The 26,477-nt window shown below is 70.2% G+C and carries 22 protein-coding genes and 1 pseudogene; 11 read left to right on the top strand and 12 right to left on the bottom strand.

What is annotated here, in order from left to right; all coding sequences use genetic code 11:
• Nucleotides 1-14 precede the first annotated feature (14 nt).
• The gene (locus tag ACWD26_RS36465; protein WP_451276712.1) at nt 15-2,141 is read right to left on the bottom strand and encodes a TerD family protein; all 2,127 of its coding nucleotides are present in this window, start codon (nt 2,139-2,141) and stop codon (nt 15-17) included.
• A 426-nt stretch (nt 2,142-2,567) separates the two neighbouring features.
• Here ACWD26_RS36465 and ACWD26_RS36460 point away from each other — a divergent pair, with 426 nt between their 5' ends.
• Nucleotides 2,568-3,785: an alpha/beta hydrolase gene (locus ACWD26_RS36460; RefSeq protein WP_451276710.1), complete on the top strand. Its 1,218-nt coding sequence runs from the start codon at nt 2,568-2,570 to the stop codon at nt 3,783-3,785.
• A 12-nt stretch (nt 3,786-3,797) separates the two neighbouring features.
• On the opposite strand, the gene ACWD26_RS36455 is transcribed toward ACWD26_RS36460, so the two are convergent.
• Together ACWD26_RS36455 and ACWD26_RS36450 are read right to left on the bottom strand one after the other, a co-directional pair.
• The gene (locus ACWD26_RS36455) at nt 3,798-4,052 is read right to left on the bottom strand and encodes a dienelactone hydrolase family protein (protein ID WP_451276708.1); all 255 of its coding nucleotides are present in this window, start codon (nt 4,050-4,052) and stop codon (nt 3,798-3,800) included.
• Between the two features lie 116 nt (nt 4,053-4,168).
• A complete protein-coding gene (locus ACWD26_RS36450) occupies nt 4,169-4,786 on the bottom strand; it encodes a hypothetical protein (RefSeq protein WP_451276706.1) in 618 nt (205 codons plus the stop codon).
• A gap of 67 nt (nt 4,787-4,853) precedes the next feature.
• Here ACWD26_RS36450 and ACWD26_RS36445 point away from each other — a divergent pair.
• The 3 genes and pseudogenes from ACWD26_RS36445 to ACWD26_RS36435 form a co-directional block, all read left to right on the top strand.
• Nucleotides 4,854-5,240 (top strand): annotated as a pseudogene (locus ACWD26_RS36445) (dihydrofolate reductase family protein); the annotation flags it as partial.
• A gap of 133 nt (nt 5,241-5,373) precedes the next feature.
• Complete coding sequence (locus ACWD26_RS36440) at nt 5,374-5,568, top strand: hypothetical protein (protein ID WP_451276705.1); 195 nt, start codon at nt 5,374-5,376, stop codon at nt 5,566-5,568.
• A 124-nt stretch (nt 5,569-5,692) separates the two neighbouring features.
• On the top strand, nt 5,693-7,282 hold the full coding sequence (locus ACWD26_RS36435; RefSeq protein WP_451276703.1) for a HEAT repeat domain-containing protein: 1,590 nt from the start codon (nt 5,693-5,695) through the stop codon (nt 7,280-7,282).
• Between the two features lie 107 nt (nt 7,283-7,389).
• On the opposite strand, the gene argG is transcribed toward ACWD26_RS36435, so the two are convergent.
• From argG to ACWD26_RS36415, 4 genes are all read right to left on the bottom strand, one after another.
• Nucleotides 7,390-8,844: an argininosuccinate synthase gene (gene argG / locus ACWD26_RS36430; protein WP_451276701.1), complete on the bottom strand. Its 1,455-nt coding sequence runs from the start codon at nt 8,842-8,844 to the stop codon at nt 7,390-7,392.
• 61 nt (nt 8,845-8,905) lie between these two features.
• Nucleotides 8,906-9,508, bottom strand: a complete 603-nt coding sequence (locus ACWD26_RS36425) for a 3'-5' exonuclease (protein WP_451276699.1) — start codon at nt 9,506-9,508, stop codon at nt 8,906-8,908.
• Nucleotides 9,509-9,627: 119 nt separating this feature from the next.
• Nucleotides 9,628-10,977, bottom strand: coding sequence for a serine hydrolase domain-containing protein (locus tag ACWD26_RS36420; protein WP_451276697.1), 1,350 nt, complete (start codon nt 10,975-10,977; stop codon nt 9,628-9,630).
• 321 nt (nt 10,978-11,298) lie between these two features.
• Nucleotides 11,299-12,183, bottom strand: a complete 885-nt coding sequence (locus tag ACWD26_RS36415; protein ID WP_451276695.1) for a hypothetical protein — start codon at nt 12,181-12,183, stop codon at nt 11,299-11,301.
• Nucleotides 12,184-12,432: 249 nt separating this feature from the next.
• Between ACWD26_RS36415 and ACWD26_RS36410 the strand changes: the two genes are divergently transcribed.
• From ACWD26_RS36410 to ACWD26_RS36395, 4 genes are all read left to right on the top strand, one after another.
• On the top strand, nt 12,433-16,383 hold the full coding sequence (locus ACWD26_RS36410; protein WP_451276693.1) for a glycoside hydrolase family 2 TIM barrel-domain containing protein: 3,951 nt from the start codon (nt 12,433-12,435) through the stop codon (nt 16,381-16,383).
• Between the two features lie 220 nt (nt 16,384-16,603).
• A complete protein-coding gene (locus tag ACWD26_RS36405) occupies nt 16,604-17,140 on the top strand; it encodes a GNAT family N-acetyltransferase (RefSeq protein WP_451276799.1) in 537 nt (178 codons plus the stop codon).
• Between the two features lie 490 nt (nt 17,141-17,630).
• Nucleotides 17,631-19,640: a ricin-type beta-trefoil lectin domain protein gene (locus ACWD26_RS36400; RefSeq protein WP_451276691.1), complete on the top strand. Its 2,010-nt coding sequence runs from the start codon at nt 17,631-17,633 to the stop codon at nt 19,638-19,640.
• Nucleotides 19,637-21,031: a glycoside hydrolase family 43 protein gene (locus tag ACWD26_RS36395; RefSeq protein ID WP_451276689.1), complete on the top strand. Its 1,395-nt coding sequence runs from the start codon at nt 19,637-19,639 to the stop codon at nt 21,029-21,031. Before ACWD26_RS36400 ends, ACWD26_RS36395 begins: the two co-directional genes overlap by 4 nt.
• A gap of 51 nt (nt 21,032-21,082) precedes the next feature.
• Here the strand turns inward: ACWD26_RS36395 and ACWD26_RS36390 are convergent, their stop codons facing one another.
• Nucleotides 21,083-21,622, bottom strand: a complete 540-nt coding sequence (locus ACWD26_RS36390; protein ID WP_451276687.1) for a DM13 domain-containing protein — start codon at nt 21,620-21,622, stop codon at nt 21,083-21,085.
• Between the two features lie 147 nt (nt 21,623-21,769).
• Here ACWD26_RS36390 and ACWD26_RS36385 point away from each other — a divergent pair, with 147 nt between their 5' ends.
• Nucleotides 21,770-22,456, top strand: a complete 687-nt coding sequence (locus ACWD26_RS36385; RefSeq protein ID WP_451276685.1) for a hypothetical protein — start codon at nt 21,770-21,772, stop codon at nt 22,454-22,456.
• A 330-nt stretch (nt 22,457-22,786) separates the two neighbouring features.
• Here ACWD26_RS36385 and ACWD26_RS36380 read toward each other — a convergent pair whose 3' ends face one another.
• Nucleotides 22,787-23,173, bottom strand: a complete 387-nt coding sequence (locus ACWD26_RS36380) for a hypothetical protein (RefSeq protein WP_451276683.1) — start codon at nt 23,171-23,173, stop codon at nt 22,787-22,789.
• 186 nt (nt 23,174-23,359) lie between these two features.
• Here ACWD26_RS36380 and ACWD26_RS36375 point away from each other — a divergent pair, with 186 nt between their 5' ends.
• The gene (locus ACWD26_RS36375) at nt 23,360-23,827 is read left to right on the top strand and encodes a DUF6174 domain-containing protein (protein WP_451276681.1); all 468 of its coding nucleotides are present in this window, start codon (nt 23,360-23,362) and stop codon (nt 23,825-23,827) included.
• On the opposite strand, the gene ACWD26_RS36370 is transcribed toward ACWD26_RS36375, so the two are convergent.
• Complete coding sequence (locus tag ACWD26_RS36370; protein ID WP_451276679.1) at nt 23,809-24,246, bottom strand: hypothetical protein; 438 nt, start codon at nt 24,244-24,246, stop codon at nt 23,809-23,811. The two genes, ACWD26_RS36375 and ACWD26_RS36370, sit on opposite strands and share 19 nt — an antisense overlap.
• Before the next feature lie 228 nt (nt 24,247-24,474).
• On the opposite strand from ACWD26_RS36370, the gene ACWD26_RS36365 reads away from it, so the two are divergent.
• A complete protein-coding gene (locus ACWD26_RS36365) occupies nt 24,475-24,804 on the top strand; it encodes a cupin domain-containing protein (protein ID WP_451276677.1) in 330 nt (109 codons plus the stop codon).
• Nucleotides 24,805-24,834: 30 nt separating this feature from the next.
• Here the strand turns inward: ACWD26_RS36365 and ACWD26_RS36360 are convergent, their stop codons facing one another.
• Nucleotides 24,835-25,638: a MerR family transcriptional regulator gene (locus ACWD26_RS36360; RefSeq protein ID WP_451276675.1), complete on the bottom strand. Its 804-nt coding sequence runs from the start codon at nt 25,636-25,638 to the stop codon at nt 24,835-24,837.
• Nucleotides 25,631-26,167: a VOC family protein gene (locus ACWD26_RS36355; protein WP_451276673.1), complete on the bottom strand. Its 537-nt coding sequence runs from the start codon at nt 26,165-26,167 to the stop codon at nt 25,631-25,633. Before ACWD26_RS36355 ends, ACWD26_RS36360 begins: the two co-directional genes overlap by 8 nt.
• Between the last annotated feature and the right edge of the window lie 310 nt (nt 26,168-26,477).

Here is a 26,477-nt window from a genome sequence, read left to right as displayed (position 1 = left end):
GGGCCCGGCTCGGGTCAGCCGGCGGTGGTGACGGTCCGTTCTGCGGACGGGGCCCGGCGGGGAGCGGGGCAGTCGAGGTGGACGACGACGGAGTCGTGGAACCGGTGGACGGCGTCGTTGACGCTGCGGATGAAGCCGGACTCGGCGTTGCCGCGGGTGCTGCCCATGCTCTTGAAGAGGGACAGCCGGAAACCGGTGATCTGCGCGCCGTTCGCCGGGAGCAGGTCCGCCGGTTCGGGGCGAAGCCGTTCCAGCGTGCCCCGGGGGCCGCCGGTGTCGCCCTCGACGAGCGTCTCGACGTGGAGGTCCGCCGGAGCCTCCGCCAGCCGCTTGACCAGACGTTTGGTCCAGTTCAGCGGGTAGCCCTGCTCGGGTGCCGGGATCTCGATGGACGTGCGCAGCTTGCCCGTCCGCAGATCCGCGCTGAGCGCGAGGACACCCGGTGTCCCCTCGATGCGCAGTTCGGACTGCAACTTCCCCTCCAGACACAGCTGGTCGGCCATCTGCGCGCGGCGGACCCCGGGATCGGTGCCGCGTTTGGCACGGCGGACCGGGAGCACCTTCTGTCCGAGTTCACCACCGAGGCCCAGGCAGACCTGACGGATCAGCCGCTCCCAGCTCTCGACGACCTCCAGCGAGCGCGGGTCGCCCTGGCAGAGCGTCTCGTCGTCGATGCCGTTGCGTACGGGGACCCAGGCCGCGCCCATGTTCTGGAAGCCGTGGCAGCCGGAGTTCTCGTGCTGGAGGTAGTGCAGGAGCTCCTGGAGCAGCCACGCATGCGCGCTGTTGCCGACGCCCTCGTGCCGGATGAGCATCTGGGCCTGGTGAGTCACCTCGGCCCAGGACAGATGCCGGAGCGCCACCTTGTGCTTGCGCCGACCGTCGATCTTCACGTCGACGAGCGGACTGCCCTCCAGCTCGACGTCGTTCGACAGCGTGATCACGGCCTCGTAGCCGCGGCGCGCGGCGATGTCCATGTACGCCTGCACCTGCTCGGCCTTGAGGGTGTTGCCGTTGGTCTTGGTCTCCACCAGCGCCGTCCACAGCTTGCCGGCCCGCTCGACCCGGATCACCCCGTCGGGGCGCCTCGGCGTCTCCCCGTGCGGCAACGACACCTCGGTGAACGTCTCCATCCGGCCCGCCGGCGCCCCGAACGCGGCGGTGAGTCTCCGGCCGAACTCCGGCACCTGCGCCATCACCGACAGCAGCACCGAGGTGGCCCGCATCTCACGGTCGCGGTCACTCTTCAGCACCGACACCGGGAAGAGCCTGGCTTCCTTCCAGGACTCGTTCTCCGCGAGGGACTTCTTCACCGCCTTGGGCAGCGTGACCTTCTTCTTGGCGGTGCGGGGGCGTGTTGACTGCTTTTTCGGCTCCGCGTCCTCACCGGGCTGTCGCGGCGCGGGCACGGCGGGAAGGGCCGTTACCGGTGATTCCTGCTCCACTGCCGTGCCTGAGGGTGCCGTATGGGCTGTGTGGGCCGTAGCGGCTGCTTCGGCGGTTTCAACTGATTCAGCGATCCCCGCTATCTCCGCGATCTCGGCGGTTTCGGCGGTCTCCGACTTCTCGCCCTGCTCGTCGACGGTGTCGGCCGTGTCGTCGTCGATGTCGACGCCGAAGTCCGCGGCGAGACCCGCAAGGCCGGTGTCGTAGCCCTGGCCGACGGCCCGGAACTTCCATTCGCCCTCACGCCGGTACAGCTCGCCGAAGATGAACGCGCTCACCGATCCGGCGTCGTCGATCGCGAACCGGAGCAGCCCTTCGCCGGAGCCATCGGCCAACGTCACCCGGAGGTCGTCGAGTTCACCGAAGTGCGCGTCCTCGTACCGGCTCGCGGCGACGACGATGCGTCCGACATCGGCCGGGATCGCCGTCAGGTCGAAGACGATCTGATCCTCGTTGCCCTCCCCCGCGGGCTTCTTGCCCAGGAGCTGCACACTTCCGTCGGCGGCGACCGGGTTGTTGTAGAAGTAGAAGTCGCCGTCGCCGCGCACCTTCCCGTGTTCGCCCAACAGCATCACCGAGACGTCCGCGTCGCCCTCACCGGTCGAGCTGGCCCATCCCAGGGTCACGCTCACCGAGTCGACGTTGTCGCTCAGCGCCGCCAACCCCACGTTGGCGCCCTTGACCATCTCGTGCATGAAACCCCCAATCCCCGCACACGGGCATGCCGGGGCCCCTGCGCCCGTCACGTACTCCCATGTGACATGCCGCACATTCAGCGCAGGTGAAACTCTAGTGCGCAACACGCCGACATACGCCGATCCGCCGGAAACCGTCTGCCCCGAGGCCCCGGTGCCGGGCCCGCGCGGCGTCCGGGAGAAGCTGGGGAAGGTGTCGTTACCCCCCAACTACCAAGGAGGCGGCCGGAGATGGTGGAGCGTTTGGCTCGTAGAGCTGTGTTGCGTGGTGGGGTTGCCGGAGGGCTGGCTCTGGCGGGGGCCGGGGTCGGGAGGGGGAGCGCTCGGGCGGTCGGGGGCCGGCGCGGTGTGGTGGGCGGTCGGGGCGGGGAGGCGTATGTGCCGATCGCCGTCGGGGCCGGGGGTGGGCCCGTCGGGAGTGATCGGGTGCATGTGCTGAAGGTGGGGCCCCGGGACGCGAAGACCGTGGTGGTGCTGGTGCCGGGGATGTTCGGGGCGGCCAACGGCTTCCGGCCGATGGCGCGGGATCTGGTGGCCTCGGTGCCCGGCGTGCAGGTGTGGGCCGTCGACCGGCGGGAGGAGAACCTGGCCGACCGGAGCGGGTTCGGGGGCGGTGACCCCGTCGGCTACTACCTCGACGGGCGGTACCGGGCGCTGGAGCCGGCCGAGGCGGGGTTCTTCGGGGGGTGGGGGCTGGAGCGGGCCCTGGAGGATCTGCGGTGTGTCGTGCTGGCCGCCCGTGCGGGTGGGCGGCGGAAGGTCGTGGTCGGCGGGCATTCCTGGGGCGCGACCACCGCGTTGGCCTACGCGGCCTGGGACTTCGGGGGCCGGGCCGGGTACCGGGATCTCGCGGGCCTGGCGGTCGTCGACGGGGGTGTGCGCGGGGCGTTCGAGGGGACCGGGACACCCGTGCGGGACTCTCCGGAGGAGGTACGGGAGCGGCTCGCCGCCATCGCCGGGGGCCGGGTCTTCGACATGACGCTCAGCGGGGTCGGGCTGGGCAGCCGGGCGGAGAGCACACAGATCTGGTACCAGCTCGCCGGGTGGTACGCCCATCACGACCCCGAGGGCCGGTCCGTACTGCGCGAGCGGGTGCCCGAGGCACTCCGGGTGCCGTTCCCGGTGACCAACGCCGCGCTGCTGGGAACCTTCGTCGACGCCGGGTTCGGCTGGCCCAACGACATCAGCGTCCACTCCGGGCGCCTCGCCCCCGAGGGTGTGGGTGACGGCAGTGGCGTACGGGGGTGGGTCGACGACGGGATCACGCCGATCGGGCGGGTCGCGGAGGCGTACGCCGGGCCCGTGCCGGGCGTGTGGGAGTGGTACTGGCCCGCCCGGCTCTCCGTCGACCTCGACGTGAGCGACGTCTACGCCGACACCGACCTCGCCCGCTCCCTCGGACTGCGCCTGCGGCACGCCGCCGGCCTCGACATCCCGCTCTACGCCTTCCAGACCAGCTACTCCAAGGGCACGGTCGTGGAAGCCGCCCGGCGCGTCGTCGCCGAGTCCCGCGTCCCGTACGCCGCCTACGAGACCGACGAGGCCATGAACCACCTCGACCCGCTCTTCGCCGCCACGGCCCGGAACACGGCGACGCGCACCCTGGCGGAGTTCGTGGGGAGGGTGGTCGCGGGGGCGCGGTGACCTACGTTCGACTCAGAGATTGCGCCCCAGCAGGCCCAGCAGGCCCAGCAGCGCGGTCCAGTGGCGTTCCGTCGCCTCGGGGCTGTGCATGGCCGTCTCGGCCTGGATGAAGCCGTGGTGGGCGCCCGCGTAGATCTCACCGCGGTGGCGGACGCCGGCCGCGGTGAGGACTTCGTCGAGGCGGTCGATCTGGTCGGCGGGGTACAGCCAGGGTTGAGGTCGGCTACCGAGGGCGAATGCCTCGCCCGGCAGCAGGTGCCACGGCAAGGCCGCGCCCCGCGTCAGGTACCGAAGCCAAGGCCGTTGCCCGGCATCAGGAGCAGACGGCGAAGGCCGCGCCCGGCACCGGGAGCAGACAGCAAAAAAAACCCCGCTCGGTGTCGTCAGGAGCAGGCCATCGGGCAGCCACGTCGTATCGCGTGCTGGGCGGCGCGCAGGTACAGCGCGACGTAGAAGGCCGCGTCCAGGTCGTCGCTCCACGGGCCCGGCCGTCGCGCGGCCAGTGCCTGCGCCGATCCGTCGAGGAACCACATCGTCAGCTCGAGGTTGTCGCACAGCTCCGGAACCTCGGCCGTCGGCAGCTCCACGACCGTCGCCAGCCGCTCGGCGAGCGCCAGCACCTGGGGAGCGCCCGCGACCATGATTGACTCCTGGTCACCCGAGTCGTCGCCGGACTCGACGTCCAGCCAGATGTCGTCGTCGAGCGAGAACGGCACCAGCACCGTCCACCCGCACAGGGTCTCCGTCTCCTCGTGCGTGAGGTGCGCCTCGCACAGCCGGACGAACCCGTCCATCCGCGGGACCAGCTTCTCCTCGAAGGCCAGCCCCGAACCACGGACGAAATCCGTCTCCTCCGGCACCGACCCCGGCCCGTAGGCGGGCAGCCCCCGCCGTCCCAGCTCCTCGCTCAGCGCGGAAGCGACACGCCCCCACCCGTCCTCGGGCTCCTCCCCCTCCTCGAACCAATCCTCCGCGCCGACGCTCACCAAGTAGATGCCCATGGCCGGAACGTACTGCGCGCCACTGACATCCCGGCTCCGCCGCCCTGCCGGCACTCCCTCGTCGCGACGGCCACCGCGCACAGCCACCGCCGTCGGTATCGTCGGGCGGCACGTCTTCGACATCACCAACGGCTGGGAGGGCGAGCCTCCGGTCGACGAGCACATCGTCGTCGTGTCCCACCGGCGGGGGCCCGAGGGCGGCGTCCCCGAGGCGATCGCCAAGGCCCAGGAACTCGCCGGGGACCGTGACGTCGGCGTGGCGGCGGGCGACGCCGGCGGCCAGGCCTTCGCGCTCGGCCTGATCGACGAGGTCGCCATGGACGTCGTCCCGGTCGTCTTCGGCTCCGGCAAGCGCTACTTCGGCTCGACGGACGCCCAGCACCTCCTTGACGACCCGCACACGGTGATCCAGGGCGACCGGGTCCTCCACCTTCGCTACCGCGTACGGCGGTGAACGGCAGGATGGGAACCTGCCCCCGCGCACACGCGTCCCCTCCATCGTCCGGCTCACCGAGGAGAACCGGCCTCGGCCCCGGCCCCGGCTCCTCCTTCACCGAAGACCCCAACTCCCCGGAGGAGGAATGAGCATGCTCGTGCTCATACTGTCCGTCGTCGTCCTGCTCGCCATCGGCGGCTGCGTCTGCGTCTACTGGGCGGCCCGCGGCGACGCCCCACGCTGGGCACGCGGCGTGGCCAAGGCCACCCTGCTCGGCGGCGAACTGACCAAGGCGGCCACCCGCGGTTCCAGCACGCGACAGGACGGCGGCCAGGCCGACTCCTGATCACGCTCCGCGCGTCGGCCCCGTATACGCCGTATACGCGGACAACCCCTGAGCTGTCGGAACAGTCGTTCTCGTCGACGGGTCTCTCCGACCGGGGGAGTCCGGGGATCCAGAGGGGGAGCGCATGGGTGAGGGCAATGGCCCTGACAGAGGTCCTCGCAGGGGCGGTCGCACGAGCAGCGCCGGGCATCAGATCGCCTTCTTCTTACGGGAGTTGTCGGCGGAGGAACCGGGGCGCAGAGCGGCGGCCGTCAAGGGGCTCGGACGGCTGGGGCGGTGGGCTGAGCACGGCGAGGCCGTCGTCGCGGCGGCCAGGGACGCCGAGGCCGTGGTGCGGGCGGGCGCGGCGGACGCGCTGGGCCGGCTCGGGGACACCGGGGCGGGCCCGGTGGTCGTCGAGTTGATGGGGGACGCGGATACGGGCGTACGGCGTCGGGCCTCGCTCGCCGCCGAGCGGCTGGCGTTGCAGGGGCCGGACGTCGTCGAGGCGTTCCGGCGGCTGTTGGACGACGACTCGGACTGGCATCTGCGGCTCAACGGGCTGCTCGGGCTGAGCGGGCGGGGCGAGACCGTCGAAAAGGCCGTGTACTTACGGCTGTTGGGCGACAGCTCGCCCCTCCTGTGGGGCCCCGCGCGGACCGCCCTGGCGGCCTCGCTGAGCCAGCAGCCCGTCCTGGACGAGGTACTGCGCATCGCCGAGCACAGCCACGGTCGCGCTCGCGCTCAAGCGCTGGCCATGCTGCCCTCGGAGCACACCCGCCGCATGCGGGACTCGCTCCTCGCCGGCCTGCGTGACGAGTCCCCCCACGTGCGACGGGCGGTCGCGTACGAACTGTTCCACGACCGTCGGCCGGACACGGCCGACGTCCTGCTGTCGGCGCTGGAGACCGAGACCGACGGCGATGTCGCCTACCTGCTCCTCTGGAAACTCGGCAAGTGGGGGGAGACCCGCGTGCTGCCCGCCGCCGTGCGCTGGCTCGATCATCCGAAAGTGGGACCCACCGCCGTACAGACCCTGGTCGACCTCGGTACACCAGAAGCGGTCCAGTGGATCAGGGCGGCCCTCGCCACCACCCCCGGACCCGATCCGGGCCCCGGTCTCGGTCACCCCGAGGTCCGGGCGGCCGCCGCGACCGCGCTGGCCGAGCTGACGGCACCCGGGGTCACCATGACACTGCTGGCGCTGCTCCACGATCCGGACGAACGGGTACGGGCCGGAGTGGTGGACGGTCTGCGCGTGCTCGGCCGGCACAGACTGCGGCGTCGGCGGCGGGGCTTGCGGGCCGAGGCCCTGCTAGGCCTGCTGACGACCGACGAGCCGATCATCCGGCACACCCGCGACGCGCTCCGCAACTACCCCGAGACCCTTCCCGCCGTACGGCGGCTGATCGACCACCCGTCCGACGAGGTCAGGGCGGCCGTCCTCTTCCTCCTGGACAAGGACGAGGACAGCGACGTGCGCCTCTTCGTCACCCACCTCCACGATCCCTCGGAAGCCGTCCGGTACGAGGCCATGTCGGGGATCGACCGGTACGTGGACGAGTACGGCGAGTTGCCCGACGCACCCGGCAGGGCGGACCTGCTCGGCGAGATCGAAGCGATCGCGCACGCCCGCCAAACCTCCATCACCACCTTCAACATCCGGCTGACGGCGGGCCGGATCCTCGACAAGTTGAGGAAGGAAGGGGAGGAGGGGGAGGAGGGGAAAGCCTGACTTCTCCGAGAGACAGCGGAAGGCGGACCGAGAGACAGCGGAAGGCCGGCTCGACGCGGTGGGCGTCGAGCCGGCCTTCCCGTGGTGTCAGCCGGTGCCGGCCGGTGTCAGTCCGTGCCGGACTCCATCGCGGCGCGGTCCAGCAGCGCGTCCTCCTCGGAGACCTCGCCGCGGGAGGCGATGGCCTCGGCGCCGCCCTGCGGCAGCTCCGGCATGGTGCCGATGAGGCCGGTCGCGGCGGCCTGCGAGGCGCCGATGGTCGGGCTGCCGGTGCCGATCAGGCCGAGGCCGGCGTACTGCTCCAGCTTGGCGCGCGAGTCGGCGATGTCGAGGTTGCGCATGGTGAGCTGGCCGATCCGGTCCACCGGGCCGAAGGCCGAGTCCTCGGTGCGCTCCATGGACAGCTTGTCCGGGTGGTAGCTGAAGGCGGGGCCGGTGGTGTCGAGGATCGAGTAGTCCTCGCCGCGCCGCAGGCGCAGGGTGACCTCACCGGTGACGGCCGCGCCGACCCACCGCTGCAGCGACTCCCGGATCATCAGGGCCTGCGGGTCCAGCCAGCGGCCCTCGTACATGAGCCGCCCGAGGCGCCGGCCCTCGTTGTGGTACTGGGCGAGGGTGTCCTCGTTGTGGATGGCGTTGACGAGACGCTCGTACGCGGCGTGCAGCAGGGCCATGCCGGGGGCCTCGTAGATGCCGCGGCTCTTGGCCTCGATGATGCGGTTCTCGATCTGGTCGGACATGCCGAGGCCGTGGCGGCCGCCGATGGAGTTCGCCTCCAGGACCAGGTCGACGGCGGAGGCGAACTCCTTGCCGTTGATGGTGACCGGGCGGCCCTGCTCGAAGCCGATCGTCACGTCCTCGGTGGCGATCTCGACCGACGGGTCCCAGAACTTGACGCCCATGATCGGCTCGACGGTCTCGAGGCCGGTGTCCAGGTGCTCCAGCGTCTTCGCCTCGTGCGTGGCGCCCCAGATGTTGGCGTCGGTGGAGTACGCCTTCTCCGTGGAGTCCCGGTAGGGCAGCTGGTGGGCGACCAGCCACTCGGACATCTCCTTGCGGCCGCCGAGCTCGGTCACGAACACCGCGTCCAGCCAGGGCTTGTAGATCCGCAGGTGGGGGTTGGCGAGCAGGCCGTAGCGGTAGAACCGCTCGATGTCGTTGCCCTTGTAGGTCGAGCCGTCGCCCCAGATCTGGACGTCGTCCTCCAGCATCGCCCGGACCAGCAGCGTGCCGGTGACGGCACGGCCGAGGGGCGTCGTGTTGAAGTACGCCCGCCCGCCCGAGCGGATGTGGAACGCGCCGCAGGTCAGCGCGGCCAGGCCCTCCTCGACCAGCGCGGCCCGGCAGTCGACCAGACGCGCGATCTCCGCACCGTAGGTCTTCGCGCGGCCGGGCACCGAGGCGATGTCGGGCTCGTCGTACTGGCCGATGTCAGCCGTGTAGGTGCACGGAACAGCACCCTTGTCGCGCATCCACGCGACCGCGACCGAGGTGTCGAGCCCGCCCGAGAAGGCGATGCCGACGCGCTCGCCGGCCGGAAGAGAGGTGAGGACCTTGGACATAGAAATATTATGCATGCCAATGCATGATCATGCAAAGCCGCTCTCCGTGACGGCCCTCACGTCAGCCCTTCTGCAGCAACCCCTCGGGCAACGTGACCCCCCTCTGCGCCAGGTGCCGCAGGGCCGCCGCGATGGAGTGGCAGTCGAAGAGGGCGGAGTGTTCGTCACCCGGTGCGGGGCGGGGGAGGCCCAGGGCCTGCCAGAGGCGGCCCGAGTTGATGGAGGCCGTGGCCGGGGCGACGGTGTTGAGCCAGGGGCGGATGTTGACGTAGCCGGGGCCGAGGACGTCGTGCTTGATCTCCTCGCCCCGGGCCCGGGCCCAGCCGATGTTCTCGCCGAGGACCACCATGTCGTTGCCGTAGGAGAGGACGGACCGGCCCTGGCAGAAGGCGAGGAAGTCGCCGAGGGCCTGGGCCGGCGGGAGGCCGTCCCGGTCGACCGTCCGCTGGTCGATGCCGGTGAGGCTGGTGAAGAACGGCGAGAGGCTCGGGTTCACCACCGGCCGGACCAGCACCTCGTACTCCTCGACGACGGAGTACTCCTCGCTCATCCGCAGGGCACCGATCTGCACGATCTCCCGCAGCTGGCCGGGGCCCGACCAGTCCTGCTCCATGGCCCCCGGCCAGGTCGTGAACTCCAGGTCGAAAATGACGAAGGTGGGCAAAACGCTGCGCTCCCTGGGGTGCGGGGACGGGTTACGCAAGCGTTCTACCCACCGGAGGTCGTCAGGTCGGTACGGTCGTCAGTTCGAGGCCGCCACCCGGCTTCCGGTCGGAACGGTCGTCAGTTCGAGGCCGCCACCCGGCTTCCGGTGGACAGGTCCACTCCCACCAGGCCGTCCGGGAGGATCCGCGCCGTGTCCCCCGCCGTCATCCGGGACTTCAGCTCAGCCCCCGTCCCCGCCTCCGGCGTCGGGCACAGCGCCTCGGCGAGGTGGACGTTGATCGCCTCGTCGATCGGGCTCGGCTCCAGGGCCGTACCGTCCGCGTTGAGGCGCTGGTACTTCATGAGGTTCCAGCCCATGGAGAGCTGACGGTCGCCGTCCGCGCTGGTGAGACTGATCGTGCCGGCGCCGAAGACCGCGCCGTCGTGACCCCAGAAACGCCCGCAGCCGGGGAATTCGAGGGTGTAGATGCCGAGGCCGTAGTCGATGGCGGCGCCGGGGGCGATCTCCACCGGAACCGTGCGCTGCATCTCGGCGAGGGACGCCCGGCCGACGAGGTCGCCCGCGAGCAGCTTGCGGTAGAAGCGGTTGAGGTCGTCGGTGGTGGAGACGATCGCGCCCGCCGTGTACACCCAGGACATGTCGTAGACGCTGTAGTCGCGGGCAGGGTCGATGAGGCCGTAGAAGGACTCGTACATCTTGGCGTGCGGGCCCTTGATGTACGGGGTGCGCGGGAACGACGTGTGGTCCAGGCCGGCGCGGTCGATGACGTGGCGGGTGATGTACGTCGACGCCTTCTGGCCGGTGACCTTCTCCAGCACGAGGCCGGCGATGACGTAGTTGGTGTTGGAGTACCTGCCCGGCTGCGCGCCGGGGGTGCCGGTGGCGCGGGCGGCGAGGCCCAGCCGTACCAGTTCCTCGGGGCGGATCGAGCGGAAGCGCTCCTCGTCGAGGCTGGCGGTGGAGTTCTGGGCGAGGGAGGGGAAGGCGCCGATGATGTAGTCGCCGATGTGGCTGGTGTGGTTGAGGAGCATGCGTACGGTGATGGCGTCGCCGCGCTCCCGGTCGGCGGCGCTGCCGTCGAACAGCTCCGGGACGTAGTCCGTGACCGGGGCGTCGAGGCGGATCCGGCCCCGCTCCACCTGCTGCATGATCGCCACGGACGTGAACGTCTTGCTGATGCTGCCGACGCGGTGCCGCATGTCCGGGGTCACCTTGCGGCCCGTGTCCACATCGGCCAGCCCCGACGCACCCCTCCACCGCTCCCGCCCGTCACGCACCGAGGAGTACGTGCCGTACATCCCGGCCTCGGGTATCGCGTCGAGCGTGTCCCGCAGCCCGGCCCGGTCCAACCCGGCGGGCGCCGGAGCCGTGGTCCCGGATCCGGGCGCGGCCGACACCGTCGGTGCCGCCGCGACGAGCAGAAGGGTGGTGCCCAACGCGGTCCCGACGAGACGTTTCATACGCACGACTTGCTCCCCGTTCCTGAAGTTCGTGAGGTTCCCGACGGCCCAGGGCGGTCAACTCCCGGGCTCTGTCAGGTGATTGTCACGAAGAACGGGTGCGCCCTACATCCTTCCCGTGGACGATCATCATCACAGCGGGACCATGACATCTGTCATGGCCCCACCGAAGTGGGCGTCAGAGCCCGTACCGGTACTTCAGATGGCGCCAGAAGTCACGGAACATCCACTTGTCGAACTTGGTGATCCGGGCCGCGCTACCCGCCTCCCTAGGGCCTGTGGTGTGCATGGTGAACTCCCTTGGTAGAGGCGGGATTTCACGTGCCTTCACTTCTCCCTGTCGTCGCCACCGACCGCCGGGAGGTCGCCGCCCCGCGCCCCCTCCTCCTCCCCCGCCTCCCCGAACCGAGCCAGCGCCACCCCACCCCCCACACAGCACACGAACCCGGTCACGGCCAGCCACCCGTACCCCTCCCGCGTCGTGTCGCCGAGCCACGCCACGCCGAACACTCCGGGCCAGACCGTCTCGCAGATCACCATCGCCGCCGTGGCCGCCGTCACCGAGCCGGACTGGAGGGCCTGGACCAGGAGGAGGTAGCCGCCGAGGCCGGAGACGACGATGGCGTACGCGGCCGGGTTGCCGAACACCTCCGGCACCGTCGCGTCGGGCAGCAGCCGTACGGCGATCGCGGTGAGGCCGAAGCTCAGGCCGGCCGCGGCGCCGAGGACGACGGTACGGCCACGCCGCAACCGACCGCCCAGCATCCACCCCACCCCCACCACCAGCAACGACGCCACCAGCATCGCCACCCGCAGGGGTGTGTCGCCGTCGCCGGGCCCGTCGTGCCCGGCGGACACCGCGAGCGTCACCAGGCCGAGGCACACGACGACGACGGCGACCCACTCGGCACGGCGCGGCCTCAGCCCCAGTACGGCCGTGCCGACCACCGCCGTGACCGCCAGCGAAGCGGCGACGAACGCCTCCACCAGAAACAGGGGCACCAGCCGCAACGCCCCGACCTGCGCCGCGAACCCCAGCGTGTCCAGTCCCGCCCCGGCGAGAAACGGCCAGCCCCGCAGAGCCTTCGCCACGACCCGCCCCCGGCTGCGCGCCCCCTCGGCCGCCGCCCTCCGCGCCCCGAGCGCCTGCAACACGGTCGCCGTACCCATGCACACCGCCGCGCACAACGCCCATACCGCACCCGCCACCATGGGGGCACCGTAAGGGCGGGACGAGCGGCGGCCGGGGCGACACCAGGGCACGCACCCACGTGGCCGTCACCCTCCCACTCTCACGACCGCACAAAGTCCGACAGAGTCATTGATCCCCTTCTGTTCGAAGTCCTAGGGTGGGCCCGGTTTTTCAACAACATCCGACAGCATCCGACGCTCCTCGTCCCACACGTCACTCCACGTCTCTCCGTACGTGCACCCCCCAGTCGTCACGAGGAAGGCCCGGCAATGCACCATCCGCACCCGCACCCCGTAAGCCGCCGCCGTCTCCTGGAGGGCGGCGCCGCCCTCCTCGGCGCCCTCGCCCTCCCCGGCGGGGACGCCTACGCGGCCCCCCGCGGTGAGACCGCGGCCGCCGCCACCCCCGAGTGGGCCGGCAACATCGCCCTCTTCCAGGTCGGCGCGGAACCGCCCCACACCACCCTCATGCCGTACGCGGACGTCAGACAGGCCCTCGCCGGCGACCGCACCCGCTCCCCGTACCGGCTGAGCCTCGACGGCAGGTGGAAGTTCGCCTACGCCGACCGCCCGGACGACCGGAACGAGGACTTCTACAAGACGGACGTCGACGACAGCGGCTGGGACACCATCCCGGTGCCGTCCAACTGGCAGCTGCACGGCTACGACTTCCCGATCTACATCAACATCACCTACCCGTGGTGGGGCCCGAACGGCCTCGGCGAGGAGGCCCAGCCGCCGACCGCGCCCACCCGCTACAACCCCGTCGGCCAGTACCGCCGTACCTTCCACCTCCCCAAGGACTGGACGGCCGGCGACCGCCGCACCTTCCTGCACTTCGAGGGCGTCAAGTCGGCCCACTACGTGTGGATCAACGGCGAACTCGTCGGCTACCACGAGGACTCGTACGACCCGGCCGAGTACGACATCACGAAGCACCTGAAGCCGGGCACGAACCAGATCGCCGTCGAGGTCTACCGCTACTCGGACGGCGACTGGCTGGAGGACCAGGACATGATCCGGCTGAGCGGGATCTTCCGCTCGGTCTACCTCTACTCCACCCCGGCCGTGCACCTGCGCGACTTCAAGCTGGACACCCCGCTCAGCGACGGCTACACGGCCGCCGAGCTGTCCGTCACCGCGAGCGTGCGCGCGTACGCGGCCGGGCACGAGGGGGCGTACTCCGTCGAGACCCAGCTCTACGACGCCCGGGGGCACGCCGTCTGGTCACGCCCCCTCGTCCAGTCCGTCGCCGTCGGAGCCTCCGCGGTCGGCGAGGACGTGACCGTCCACGCCGCCAGGTCCGTCCCCTCCCCCGAGCTCTGGTCGGCCGAGCACCCGACCCTCTACACGGCCGTGCTCCGCCTGCGCGACCCGCGCGGCAAGGTCGTCGAGACCCTCTCCCACCGCGTCGGCCTGCGCGAGTTCGCGCTCAAGGGCGGGCTGATGCGGATCAACGGGCAGCCGGTCTCCTTCCGGGGCACCAACCGGCACGAGATCCACCCGGACCGGGGCATGGCGCTCACCCGCGCCGACATGGTCGAGGACATGGGGATCATCAAGCGCCTCAACATCAACACCGTCCGCACCTCGCACTACCCGAACAACCCGCTCTGGTACGAACTGGCGGACGAGTACGGCCTCTACCTCGTCGACGAGACGAACCTCGAAACGCACGGCATCCGGGACCGCTTCCCCGGCAACCACGCCGACTGGACGACGGCGTGCGTGGCCCGCGCCCAGAACATGGTCCACCGCGACAAGAACCACGCCTCCGTCGTCATCTGGTCCCTCGGCAACGAGGCGGGCGGCGGCTCCACCTTCGTCGCCATGCGCGACTGGATCGAGTCGTACGACCCGACCCGCGTCATCCAGTACGAGGGCGACGACCGGCCGACGATCAGCCAGATCCGCTCGGAGATGTACGACAGCCCGCAGCGGGTCGAGCAGCGGGCGAAGGACACCTCGGACACCCGGCCGTACGTGATGATCGAGTACTCGCACTCGATGGGGAACTCGACCGGCAACTTCAAGAAGTACTGGGACCTCATCCGCCGCTACCCCGTCCTCCAGGGCGGCTGGATCTGGGACTTCGTCGACCAGTCGCTGACCTGGCCGATCCCGAAGCTGCAGTTGCTCAAGGAGGCCGGGCCGAGCGGGCTGAAGGGCCAGCTCCTCACCGCGGCGGGCCGGTTCGACCGCGCCAAGGGCGTCTCCGGCGCCACCGGCTTCCCCCGCGACCCGGCCCTCGACCTCACCGGCTCCCTGACGCTGGAGGCCTGGGTCACCCCGCACGTCACCGGCGGCCACCAGCCGATCGTCGCCAAGGGCGACACGCACTACGCGCTGAAGCAGACGAACAACAGCGTCGAGTTCTTCATCCACGGCGGTGGCCAGTGGGTCAGCGTCAGCTGGGGCCTCCCGACGGACGGCTGGACCGGCCGCGAGCACCACGTCGCCGGAGTCTTCGACGCCGAGGCCGGCTCCCTCACCCTCTACGTCGACGGCGAGGCGAAGGCCACCCGCACCACCACCCGGCGCCCCGGCGTCACCACCGCGCCCCTCGCGCTCGGCACCGACACTGACAACCCGACCCGGGAGTTCAGCGGCACGATCCGGCGGGCCAGGGTGTACGCGCGGGCGCTGAGCGGGACCGAGCTGGCCTCCGGCAGCCGGGGGCCCGGTGACGAGGGCGTGCGCTTCTGGTTCGACGCGGCGACGGTCGAGGTGGAGGAGCGGAAGGGGGAGGTGTGGGGGGCGATCCCGAAGGACCAGAAGCGGAAGGAACGTTCGTTCTTCGCGTACGGCGGTGACTGGGGCGACAACCCGAACGACGGGGCCTTCGTCGCGGACGGCATCGTCAAGGCCGACCGGGGCCACACCGGCAAGGCGGCCGAGGTCAAGCGCATCTACCAGGCGGTCCACGCGGCCCCGCCCGGCGGCGAGGACACGCTGGCCTCAAGGACGGTCACCCTCACCAACGAGTACCTCTTCACCAACCTCCGCGAACTCGACGGCCGTTGGGCCCTGGTCGCCGACGGCAAGGAGATCCAGCGAGGCCACCTGACCCGCGCCCAGCTGGACGTCGCTCCCCTCTCCACCAAGGACATCACCGTCCCCTTCCGCCTCCCCTCCTCCCCCGCGCCCGGCACGGAGTACTTCCTCGAACTCTCCTTCACCACCAAGGAGCGCACCCCCTGGGCGAAGTCCGGCTTCGAGGTGGCCCGGCAGCAACTGCCCGTCGACGCGGACAGCCCGGCGGTGGCCCCGGTACCGCTGGCGGACGTCCCGCGGCTGACGTACAGGGACGGGGCGGACGAGATCACGGTCACCGGCAAGGGCGTGAAGGGCCGCGGCTTCTCCGTCACCGTCGACAAGTCCACCGGCACCATCACCACCTACAAGGCGGCGGGCACCCGGCTGATCACCTCGGGCCCGACACCGAACTTCTGGCGGGCCCCCACCGACAACGACCACGGCAACGGACAGCACACCCGCAACCAGACCTGGCGCGACGCGGGCGCGAACCGCAAGGTGACGGCCGTGTCCGTACGGGCCATCGCCGACCGGGCCGTGGAGATCAAGGTCAGCGGCACGCTGCCGACGACGGTGGAGTCCACGTACACCACCACCTACACGGTCTTCGGCAACGCCGAGATCAAGGTCGACAACACCCTGCACCCGGGCGCGGCCTCCCTCCCGTACATCCCGGAGGTGGGCAACCTGCTCCTCCTCCCGCGCCGCCTGGACCGCCTGCACTACTACGGCCGGGGTCCGGAGGAGAACCACTGGGACCGCAACAACGGCACCGACGTGGGCCTGTACTCCGGCACGGTCGCCGAGCAGTGGTCCGGCTACATCCGCCCCCAGGAGAACGGCAACAAGACGGACGTCCGCTGGGCCGCCCTGACCGACCGCGACGGAACGGGCCTCCTCGTCTCGGGTGACTCTCTCATCGAGGTCAACGCCTCGTTCTTCACCCCGGAGGACCTCTCGACGGGCCTGCGCCACGACTACCACCTCACCCCCCGCGACTCAGTCGTCCTCCGCGTCAACCACCGCCAGATGGGAGTAGGCGGCGACAACAGCTGGGGCGCCCACACCCACGACGAGTACAAGCTCTTCGCGAGCCGCGACTACACGTACACGTACCGGCTACGGCCACTGACGGACGTGGACGAGGCGATGAGGGCCTCGCGTCGGCGGACGGCAACGGAGTAACCGCCATGACCGGGTCGGCATAACGGCATGCACCTACGACAGACGCTCGACTGGGCCCTCCCGGTCGAGCGTCTTGCCGGCCTTCCCCGCCGCCGGGCCTACGTCAACTCCCCTTCTCACCAGGTGCCGTGCACACCCGGTCACGGCTCACGCCCGAGCCGACGGGGTGATCGCCCCGCAAGCCTTGATCGCTGCCGAGCCCGCTGATTGGCTGGCCGACATGACTGACCTCGGACCCGTCGCTTGGCCGCCTGACCCGATCAGGACCGAGAGGCTCGTGCTCCGTGAGCCCGAGGCCCGGGACCGTGCGGCGGTCATCGAGTTGTTCGCCTCGCCCGAGGTGGGCACCTATCTCGGTGGCCCTCAGCCGCGTGACGCACTCGAGCGCGAGATGCCCGGGGCGCCCAGCCCGCGCCCCGGACGTTTCGTCGTCGATCTCGACGGAGCGATGATCGGCCAGGTCACGCTCCACAGAGAAACGGGGCATCTTCGTCAGGCTGCAGGAAAGGCCGAGCTCGGCTACCTGTTCCTGCCACAGGCATGGGGACGCGGGTACGCCGCCGAGGCCTGCGCAGCGGCACTCGACTGGTTCGCCGACGCGCTTCCCGGCGAACCGGTGGTCCTCGCCACCCAGACCGCCAACATCCGCTCGATGCGCCTCGCGGCGAAGCTGGGGTTCATCGAGGTGGAGCGGTTCGAGGCCTACGGCGCCGAGCAGTGGTTCGGCATGTGGTCTTCGGTCACGCCGTCCGAGTGAGCTCATGCCCGGCAGCGTGACTGGTGGACCCGCGCCGGCACCAGGGACAGCGACACCTCGCTCACGGCCGTCGGGAACCTCGCCGCGAAGCTGGAGAGCCTCGGCGACGACGTCGACCCTGCATGTACTGGGACGGCGGCCAAGGCGCGATCGAGGACGCGGCCGACTTCATCAAGTGGATCGCGAACGTGACCGGCCACAAGGGCTGACCCGCCCTCCCCCCGACTCGGCGCGTCCGGTGTTCCCGTCATGGAACCCCGACCGCCGAAGCGCGACGCCGAGCCCCTCCCGGGCGCTGCGTCGTCGCGTTCCGGGCGCGGCGGCCGGGCTGTCCAAGCGCCCCACCACCGCTTTGTGACCGGTTCAAAAACCACCCGTGTCACACCCGTTGACTTCCGCCTCCTCCGGCTCTACTTTCGGCCAGCCGATACGTTCGGTGAGCCGATCCTTGTTCGAGATATCGACCCCCGATATCCATCGAAGGAGCCGCATGTTTCCCCCTCCCAGCGCCAACCCCCTGGGTTTCCGGCGCCGTTGCAGATCCGCCGCCGTACGCGCCCTCGCGCTGGCGACCGCCGCGACGGCCGTCCTGCTCTTCGCCCAGCCGACGACCACCGGCACCCCCGCGCCCGTCACCGAGCTCGACGCCGCGCCCGTCGCGGTGACGGACCGTCAAATAGCCGTGCCCGAGGCCCCGATGGGCTGGGCCTCCTGGAACGCCTTCGCCGCGAAGGTCGACTACAACGTCATCAAGCAGCAGGTCGACGCGTTCGTCGCGGCCGGGCTGCCGGAGGCCGGCTACGAGTACATCAACATCGACGAGGGCTGGTGGCAGGGCACCCGCGACAGCGCGGGCAACATCACCATTGACGAGGCCGAGTGGCCCGGCGGTATGAAGGCCATCGCCGACTACATCCACAGCAAGGGCCTGAAGGCGGGCATCTACACCGACGCCGGCAAGGACGGCTGCGGCTACTACTTCCCCACCGGCCGCCCGGCCGCGCCCGGCAGTGGCAGCGAGGGCCACTACGAGCGGGACATGCTCCAGTTCTCCCAGTGGGGCTTCGACTTCGTGAAGGTCGACTGGTGCGGCGGTGACGCCGAGGGCCTCGACCCGAAGACGACCTACCAGGCGATCAGCGACGCCGTGGCCAAGGCGACCGCCACCACCGGCCGCCCGCTCGCCCTCTCCCTGTGCAACTGGGGCTACTCCAACCCCTGGAACTGGGCCCCGGGCATGGGCCCGATGTGGCGCACCAACACGGACATCTTCTTCCACGGCGGCACCCCGTCGTACGCCAACGTCCTGACCGCCTTCGACCGCAACATCCACCCCACGGCCCAGCACACCGGCTACGTCAACGACCCCGACATGATGGTCGTCGGCATGAACGGGCTGACCGCCGCCCAGAGCCGCAGCCACATGAACCTGTGGGCGATCTCCGGCGCCCCCCTCCTCGCCGGACTCGACCTCACCACCCTGACCCCCGAGACCACGAGCATCCTCACCAACCCCGAGGTCATCGCCATCGACCAGGACCCGCGCGGCCTCCAGGGCGTGAAGGTCGCCGAGGACACCCGCGGCCTGCAGGTGTACGGCAAGGTCCTCTCCGGCACCGGCAACCGCGCGGTCGTCCTCCTCAACCGCACCTCCACCACGCAGAACATGACCGTCCGCTGGTCCGACCTGGGCCTGACGAACGCGACGGCGACGGTCCGGGACCTGTGGACGCGGACGAACGTGGCCACCACCGGCACCAGCCACACCACCAGCGTCCCCGCGAACAGCTCCGTGATCCTCACGGTCAAGGGCGGCACCGAGCAGTCGGCGAGCACCTACAACGGCACGGCGAGCTTCTCCGGCGTGGTCGCCGGGAGCACCGGCCTCAAGACGGTCGACGTCTCCTACACCAACAACACGTCCACGGCCCGCACGGCGACTCTGAGCGTCAACGGCCAGACGCCGACGAAGGTCTCCTTCCCGCCGACCGGCTCCTCCCCCGGGAACATCTCCGTCGCCATGTCGCTGAAGCAGGGCAGCGCCAACACGGTCTCCTTCTCCGGCGCGCCGACCCTCGAAGGCATCGTCGTACGACCGCTGCCCGGCAGGAACGGCACGCTCGTCACCGGCACGGGCTCCGGCCGGTGCGCGGACATCAACGACAACACCATCGCCAACGGCACCGACGCCCAGCTGTGGGACTGCAACGGCGGCCAGAACCAGGTCTGGCAGTACAACAGCGCCCGCAAGGAGCTGGTGGTCTACGGCAACAAGTGCCTGGACGCGTACAACCGCGGCACCACCAACGGCACGCGTGTCGTCATCTGGGACTGCACCGGCGGCACCAACCAGCAGTGGAACGTCAACAGCGACGGCACCCTCACCAACGTCAACGCCGGCCTCTGCCTCGACGCGTACGGCGCGGCCACGGCCAACGGCACGAAGCTCGTGCTGTGGGCGTGCAACGGCCAGAACAACCAGAAGTGGAGCCTGACGTGAACGGATCGCAAGGACAGGGCCTCTCCCGGCGTCTCTTCCTGGGCGCGGCGGCCTCCGCGCCCCTCGCCGCGACCGGCGTGCTGACGCTCGGCGCCGGCACCGCCCACGCCGCCGACTCGGCGTACGCGATGGTCTACTTCACCGAGTCCAACACGATGCTGGAGGCCGACTACAACCTCCACCTGGCCGTCAGCCAGGACGGCCTCAACTGGACCCCGCTCAACCAGAACGCCCCCGTCGCCACCCCCACCCTCGGCTCCGGCGGCCTGCGCGACCCCTTCGTCATGCGCAAGCAGGACGGCACCTTCGTCGTCCTCGCCACCGACCTGAGCGGCACCGACTGGACCCGCACGAGCGTCAACATCCACGTCTGGGACTCCACCGACCTGCGCACCTTCACCGGCTACCGCCTGCTGAAGCTGCACGACATGACCAACACCCACAGCTGGGCCCCCGAGGCCTACTGGGACGCCGCACGCGGCCAGTACGGCATCCTCTACTCCTCGGTGAACAGCAGCGGCCACAACGTCATCATGGTCAGCTACACCACCGACTTCCGTACGACGAACAGCCCCCAGGTCTTCTTCGACCCCGGCTACGACGTCATCGACGGCAACCTCACCATCGGCGTGAACGGCGTCAACTACCTCTACTTCAAGAGGAACGGCACGCTCGTCGGCGCCCGCTCGACGACCCTCAACCCCGGCAGCTTCACCGCGTTCAGCACGGCGGTGAACCACGGCGGCACCGAGGCCCCGACAGTGGTGAAGTCCCTGACGTCGAACAGCTGGTACCTCTGGGGCGACACGTACACCCCCAACGGCGTCTTCTACGTCTGGCAGACGAACGACCTGGCGTCCGGCACCTGGACGGCCCTCGACCAGAAGCTCTACACCCAGCCGCTCAACTCCAAGCACTGCGGCATCCACCCGATCACGTCGACCGAGTACAACAACCTGATCGCCAAGTGGGGCGCCCCCACCTGGAACCGCCTCAAGTCCTACAACTTCCCGGCCCGTTACGTCCGCCACGCCGGCTTCGCGGGCCGTATCGACGAGTACCCCTTCGACCCGTACCCGGACTCCCAGTGGAAGCTGGTCCCGGGCCTGGCCGACTCCTCCGCCGTCTCCTTCCAGTCGGTCAACTACCCCACCCGCTACCTCCGCCACTACAGCTACAGCCTCCGCCTGGACGCGAACGACGGCACGTCGACGTTCGCCGCCGACGCCACCTTCGTCCGCACGGCCGGCCTCGCGGACTCCACCTGGTCCTCCTTCCGCTCCTACAACAACCCGACCCGCTACATCCGCCACTCCAACTACGCCCTGCGGATCGACCCGATCTCGACGGCGACGGAACGCGCGGACGCGACGTTCCGGGTGGGCTACTGACACCCGGACCACGTTCGTCCGGCACCGGTGACCCCGAGCCGGTCCGGAGCCTCACCCGCTCCGGACCAGCTCGGCCGCCCCGAACGACACGTTGAAGCGGTCGCACCAGATGCTGACGCTGGTGAAGTCCCCCGGATCGACGTCGCCGGGCACCCGGTAGTTCTGATCCCCTTTGTTGCCCTTCAGCCCACCGAGGCTGACGTGCTCGTACACGTCGTCGTCGAAGAGATGCCAGCCGTCCTCCCCCTCCTTCACCGGCGCGTCGCTCAGCCACACCCGCAGATCGGGCCCGTTGCTGGTGTCGAAGTCCTCCAGCCGTACGACGTACGACCCGTCCGCCAGCCGCAGCAGCCGGACGTCCCCGGAGGTCGAGTGCTCGTGGCTGAGGAACTCACCACGGGCGACGGTTTCCGTCTCCCCAGCTGTTGCCGACGGCGTCGCCGTGGCCGACGGCAGCGTCTCCCGCACGGTCTCGTCCGTCCACAGCTTCCACGGCTGGAACCAGTACAGCCCGAAGCCGGCCAGCACAACGCCCACCAGCAGGACCGCGATCACCACCGGCTTGGTCAGCACCCAGAGCAGTCGCCCCATCGGCCGGCCCTCCTCGTCCGTCGTCCGCCCTGTGCGTCTGGGTCCGATTCAACCCCAGGCTGGGTGGGCCGAACGTTTGGGCGGCCCCGCGCGTCGAAGTACCGATCGTGCGGTCGGTCGTAGGAACAGAAGACGCGGAGGGGTCGCATGGACGAGCCGAACGAACGCAGGTGGACCAGGACGTGGACCGGGACGTGGACCTGGGCCGGTACGAGCGCGCGCACCCGTGCCGGTGCCGCGGTGGTCGCCCTGGGAGCGGTCGTCGTCCTCGGCGGCAACCAGGCACCGACCACCGACGCCCGGACCGTGGAAGCCGTGGAAGCCGTGGAAGCCGTGTCGGCTCCGACGAGGACCTGCCACGGCACCCAGCCGAAGGGCAGCCTCGCCGGCCACGCCACGGACGGCGTCCCGGGGGACACCCCACTCGAGCGCACCGTCATCTACGTGGACGGACTGGCCACCGGCCGCCACGCCTCGATCTACACGGGCATGGTCCTGGACGAGGACGGGGCCTCCCTGGACGTGTACCGCATCCCCTCCGACCCCTTCGACACGGCCGTCTGCGAAGCCGCCGAGAAGGGCGTGACCGTACGCCTCCACGACCGCGACATCAACGAGGAGGACCTCACCGCCCTCCTCGACCGCGTCAGCGAGGACATGAGCCGCTGGGACGGCACCTTCTCCATGCGCGAGGTCGGCCTGGACGGCACCGGCGTCGTCCACGTCGGCGTGGACAACCCCGAGACCGCCGAGCCCATCCTCCGCAAGGCCTACGGCGAACGAACCGCCAGGTACCTCCGCGTCGAGTACGCCCCGCAGGCGCACTTGCTCTGACCGGCCCGGACCGAGGATGCAACCACCCTGAAGATCCGCTATAGTTGATCACGAGCCGCTCACCGGAAAGCAAAACTCCCGGTAGCACTCGATGCGTTGGTGGTCCAAGGAAAGACGCCCCGCTTCCTGCGGGGAAATGCAGGTGCAAGGCCTGCCCGGCGCTCCAAACGATGACCCCGCTTCACTCCATGTGAAGCGGGGCTCATTGCGTTGCGCGCAGATCCGCCCACGGCACCTGAACAGGGCGGATTGGTATCGGCGGCGATACTGTCGCTGGCGACACCAACGCTGGCGACACCGTCCGTGCCAGTACCCCTCGTCGGTCTCCCGCTAGGCCTTGTGCCGTTGCCGGACCAGCAACAGAGCTCCTCCGGCCGCCAACCCCACGACCCCTGCCCCCACCGCTCCCGCAGTCATGAAGCCCCCGTTGGAGCGCCACGACAGCACCGACCACCGGGACTGTGCGGAGAGCAGGGAGCCCGTGCTCAGCCAGGATCCGGTCGAGATCAGCGACAGGGACGAGCCGATCGAGCCGACGGACAGGGCACTCCCGATGGAACCGATCGAGAGGGCCGAACCGACGGACCCCACGGAGAGCACGGACCCGACGGACCCGATCGACAGCACGGAGTCCTTCGACCACAACGACAGCACCGAACCGGAGGAGGAGCAGGAGGAGGAGGAACGTCGGGCGGACTGTACGGACGACTTCGTCATGACGCCATCCTGCCCGTGGCGCGCTCCCCGACGGAGCCTCCTGGCAACGACGGCCGGAAAACGTGTCGGCCCGGCTCACGCGACTCGGCGCCGGCGCCCTGTCCTCTCTCTGCCCCCGAACGTTGTCACCCCGTCCGGCGTCCCAGTGGTGACCGTCTTCAGCCGCGCTCCGAGGGGGACCCCACCATGCCGACGACCACCGCCGTACGACTACGCATCCGCGGCCTGTCCACCCTGGCGGTGGCGGGGACGCTGATGTGGGCGATCTCCGGGTGCGAGCAGGAGGCCCCGGTCCTGAAGGCTTCGGCACCCACCTGGAAGGAACCGGCCTCCTACGCCTACACGCTGAAGTCGACGCAGGGCGAGCGGCCGCTGATCGGGACGTTCAAGGTGACGGTCCGGGACGGAAAGGTCGTGAAGGCCGTCGGACTCGACGACAGCGGCCGACACGTGGCGGACCGATCACCGCACCACATCCCCACCATCGGGGCCCTGTTGCGGGAGGCGGAATCGGCACGCAAGGAGGGCGCCGACACGGTGGACGTCTCGTACGCGGCGGACGGCCGTCCCGTCTCCATCGCCATCGACTGGGAGGAGAACGCGATCGACGACGAGGCGGCGTACGACCTCAGCGGCTACGAGGCACTCGGCTGACTCAGATCCCGGATGGTGCCGCCGACCTTGACCTTCAGCTTCTTGAGCACGCCCGGCTTCGCGGAGACGGCCCAACGCGGCCCGACCAGATACTTACCGCCGTACATGGAGGCGGACCCCAGCCACACTTCCTTCAACTCATCCTTGGGAAAGGTGGTGATGAGGTAGTCCCCGTCCCCGGTCTGACACACCCCCTCGCGCAGCTCCTCCGCCTCGGTCCGGATCTTCACCTCGCACCCGGTGAGCTCGGCGATCACCTCAACCTTGGCCGGCGCGACGACCGCGGCGACCGTACTGGACTCGTCACTCGCCCTGCCCGAGGCCTTGTCACCACCGTCACCACCGCTGCACGCCGCCACCAGGGGCAGGACAGCCAGGCTCGCAGCCAGCGCGACGCCACGCGTCAGCTTCCTCACCACGCCCTGTTCTCCGTTCGCCTTCATACTCACGTTCACGCTCGCAGAGGAACTTCCCCAAGGGCATACGTACGAAGTCGGCATCCCGCTCAGCGAAAGCCGGGCAAAGGGTTCGTCTCCTGCGACAGCGCCCCACGGCTCAGTGGGAGGTGATCACGACCCTGCCGGAGGCCGCCGCCCGGATACCGGCAGGGGGCGGGGCCAGGAGCGTACGGGTCACCCTGCCGCCCGGTGACCCGGGCGCGCCCCCGCACCGGCACCCCGCACCGGCACCCCGGGCCGCTCTTCGGGTACGTGACCGAGGGGGAGGTCCTCTTCGAACTGGAGGGGCAGCCGCCCCGGGTGCTCAAGGCCGGTGACGCCGTGTTCGAGCCCGGGGGCGACGTGATCCACTACCAGGGCGCCGACAACCTTCCCCACGCGCAGTCGCAACTGGTGGTGACCATGTTCGCGCCGCCGGGCACCCCGCTGCTGACCGTGGTCGGCGCGGAGGAGCTGGCCGAACGACGGCACCTGCGGTTCGCCCGGGCCGGGGCCCAGGTGTACCCGGTCATGAGGTGATCGCGGTCGGCTGATCGCGGCCGGCCTCCCCTACTGCCAGGTCGCGGTGTCGGGGTCGATGCCGTGGGCGCGCGCGTCGGCGTCGACGATCTGGCGGAACCACGTGGCGAGGCCGGCGCGGATGCCGTCGTAGTGGGCGGCGAACCCCGGATCGGCCTCGTACATGCGGCCTATACAGACCTGCATCTGCCGGGTGAGGGGAAAGTACGAAGCGAACACTTCGCGGTGCCGCTCGACGAGTTGACTCGCTTCCGGGCTACCGGGTGCGACGCCGGTGTCCATCGCGTCCCGCAGGGCGCGGTCGAGGTCGGCGACCTTCTCGGCGACGGCCTGCCATTCCTCCGGACCACGAGAGGCCGAGCGTTCGGCGTACTGCTGCCATTGCGGCGTGTCTCCGTAGCGCTGACGGGCCTGAGCGGGCCAGTCCGGGTTCCACTGGGGGCCGAAGATCGCGGCCTGCTGCTCGTCGGTCAGCAGCAGGCCGCGCTCGTGGGCGTCGATCATCCGGTCCAGTCCGGCGTTGAGCCGCTGGAGGCGGTCGATCCGTTCGGCGACCTGGGTGCGCTGCGCGCGCAACGCGCCGGGCACGTCCGCGGTCGAGTCGTCCAGGATGGCCGCGATCCTGTCCAGGCCGAGGCCGATCTCCCGGTAGACGACGATGCGGTGCAGGCGTTCCAGGTCACCGGTGGTGTAGAGCCGGTATCCGGCGGCCGTGCGCAGCGACGGTCGCGCCAGACCGATGTCGTCCCAGTGGTGCAGCGCGCGGACGGTCACGCCCAGACGCGTCGAGACCTGACCGACGGTCAGGCCGTCGGTGTCAGTGGCATCAGGCATGCTCCTCATTCTCGCCGCGGGAGAAGCCCGGTGGGGTGATCCCGACGGCTTCAAGGTTCCGCGCCTCCTCACTGTCCGGATCGAAGGGCTTCGCTGCGGTGAGAACGATCCGTACGTTCTCGGGGGTGATCACCTCCACGTCGCGGGTGTTCCAGGGAGTGTCCCGTGGGCCGTCGACCGAGTCCGGGCGCACCGCACGACAGGCCTCGACGAGGGCATCGACCTGGCTGAGCACGCACGCGAAAGTGACGCTCATCGCCGGGGGCTGTTCCGGAACGCTCCCCGCCGGGACGAGGAGTACGTCCTGGAACGCCCACCGGCGCAGGTGCACCACGCTGCCGGGGATGCTGAACAGCTCGAAGAACCCGAGCCCCCGAGTCCAGAAGTCCACCGACGCCGCCAGATCGCTCGTGGGGATCGTCACGAACGCGGGCATTCCGTAGATGCCACGGAACGGCTCCGGCGGGACCGCCTCCGGGCCGGGGGCCGGCACGGGACTCATCTCGAACGCGTTGTAGTAGTCGCTCATGCACCCACCCTCCGGCCTCACGCAACGTGAGGGTCAAGCCGGTTCAGGTGTTCAGGTCCTTCGGCGTGGGATGTCGCGGGCGTGGGACGTCGTGGGCGCGCGCCCCGGCGTCCTCCGGGGCAGTCCCGGTGCCCAGCGGACCAGCCGGGTCTGCCCTGATGGCTCCTGACGGACGCCGGTCGCTTCCGTAGCGTCGAACAGTGAGTCTCTGGACCTCCCTCGAACCCGCCTCCGCGACTGTGGACCCGGGAAGCAGTACGACCGTGCGACTACGGCTGCGCAACACCGGTGACGTGGTCGACGAGTACCG

This window comes from Streptomyces sp. NPDC002787, assembly GCF_053592095.1.
Note: the sequence above shows the minus strand (reverse complement) of the source record. Positions and strands in the feature narration are given on the sequence as shown.

What these genes read in the sequence shown, in the direction of transcription:
- ACWD26_RS36435 (WP_451276703.1), top strand. Translation starts at nt 5,693, where the DNA reads ATGGGTGAGGGCAATGGCCCTGACAGAGGTCCTCGCAGGGGCGGTCGC.
- ACWD26_RS36385 (WP_451276685.1), top strand. Translation starts at nt 21,770, where the DNA reads ATGGACGAGCCGAACGAACGCAGGTGGACCAGGACGTGGACCGGGACG.
- ACWD26_RS36450 (WP_451276706.1), bottom strand. Translation starts at nt 4,786, where the DNA reads ATGGGCATCTACTTGGTGAGCGTCGGCGCGGAGGATTGGTTCGAGGAG.
- ACWD26_RS36465 (WP_451276712.1), bottom strand. Translation starts at nt 2,141, where the DNA reads ATGCACGAGATGGTCAAGGGCGCCAACGTGGGGTTGGCGGCGCTGAGC.
- ACWD26_RS36375 (WP_451276681.1), top strand. Translation starts at nt 23,360, where the DNA reads ATGCCGACGACCACCGCCGTACGACTACGCATCCGCGGCCTGTCCACC.
- ACWD26_RS36415 (WP_451276695.1), bottom strand. Translation starts at nt 12,183, where the DNA reads ATGGTGGCGGGTGCGGTATGGGCGTTGTGCGCGGCGGTGTGCATGGGT.
- ACWD26_RS36380 (WP_451276683.1), bottom strand. Translation starts at nt 23,173, where the DNA reads ATGACGAAGTCGTCCGTACAGTCCGCCCGACGTTCCTCCTCCTCCTGC.
- ACWD26_RS36390 (WP_451276687.1), bottom strand. Translation starts at nt 21,622, where the DNA reads ATGGGGCGACTGCTCTGGGTGCTGACCAAGCCGGTGGTGATCGCGGTC.
- ACWD26_RS36355 (WP_451276673.1), bottom strand. Translation starts at nt 26,167, where the DNA reads ATGAGCGACTACTACAACGCGTTCGAGATGAGTCCCGTGCCGGCCCCC.
- ACWD26_RS36440 (WP_451276705.1), top strand. Translation starts at nt 5,374, where the DNA reads ATGCTCGTGCTCATACTGTCCGTCGTCGTCCTGCTCGCCATCGGCGGC.
- argG (WP_451276701.1), bottom strand. Translation starts at nt 8,844, where the DNA reads ATGTCCAAGGTCCTCACCTCTCTTCCGGCCGGCGAGCGCGTCGGCATC.
- ACWD26_RS36360 (WP_451276675.1), bottom strand. Translation starts at nt 25,638, where the DNA reads ATGCCTGATGCCACTGACACCGACGGCCTGACCGTCGGTCAGGTCTCG.
- ACWD26_RS36410 (WP_451276693.1), top strand. Translation starts at nt 12,433, where the DNA reads ATGCACCATCCGCACCCGCACCCCGTAAGCCGCCGCCGTCTCCTGGAG.
- ACWD26_RS36400 (WP_451276691.1), top strand. Translation starts at nt 17,631, where the DNA reads ATGTTTCCCCCTCCCAGCGCCAACCCCCTGGGTTTCCGGCGCCGTTGC.
- ACWD26_RS36405 (WP_451276799.1), top strand. Translation starts at nt 16,604, where the DNA reads ATGACTGACCTCGGACCCGTCGCTTGGCCGCCTGACCCGATCAGGACC.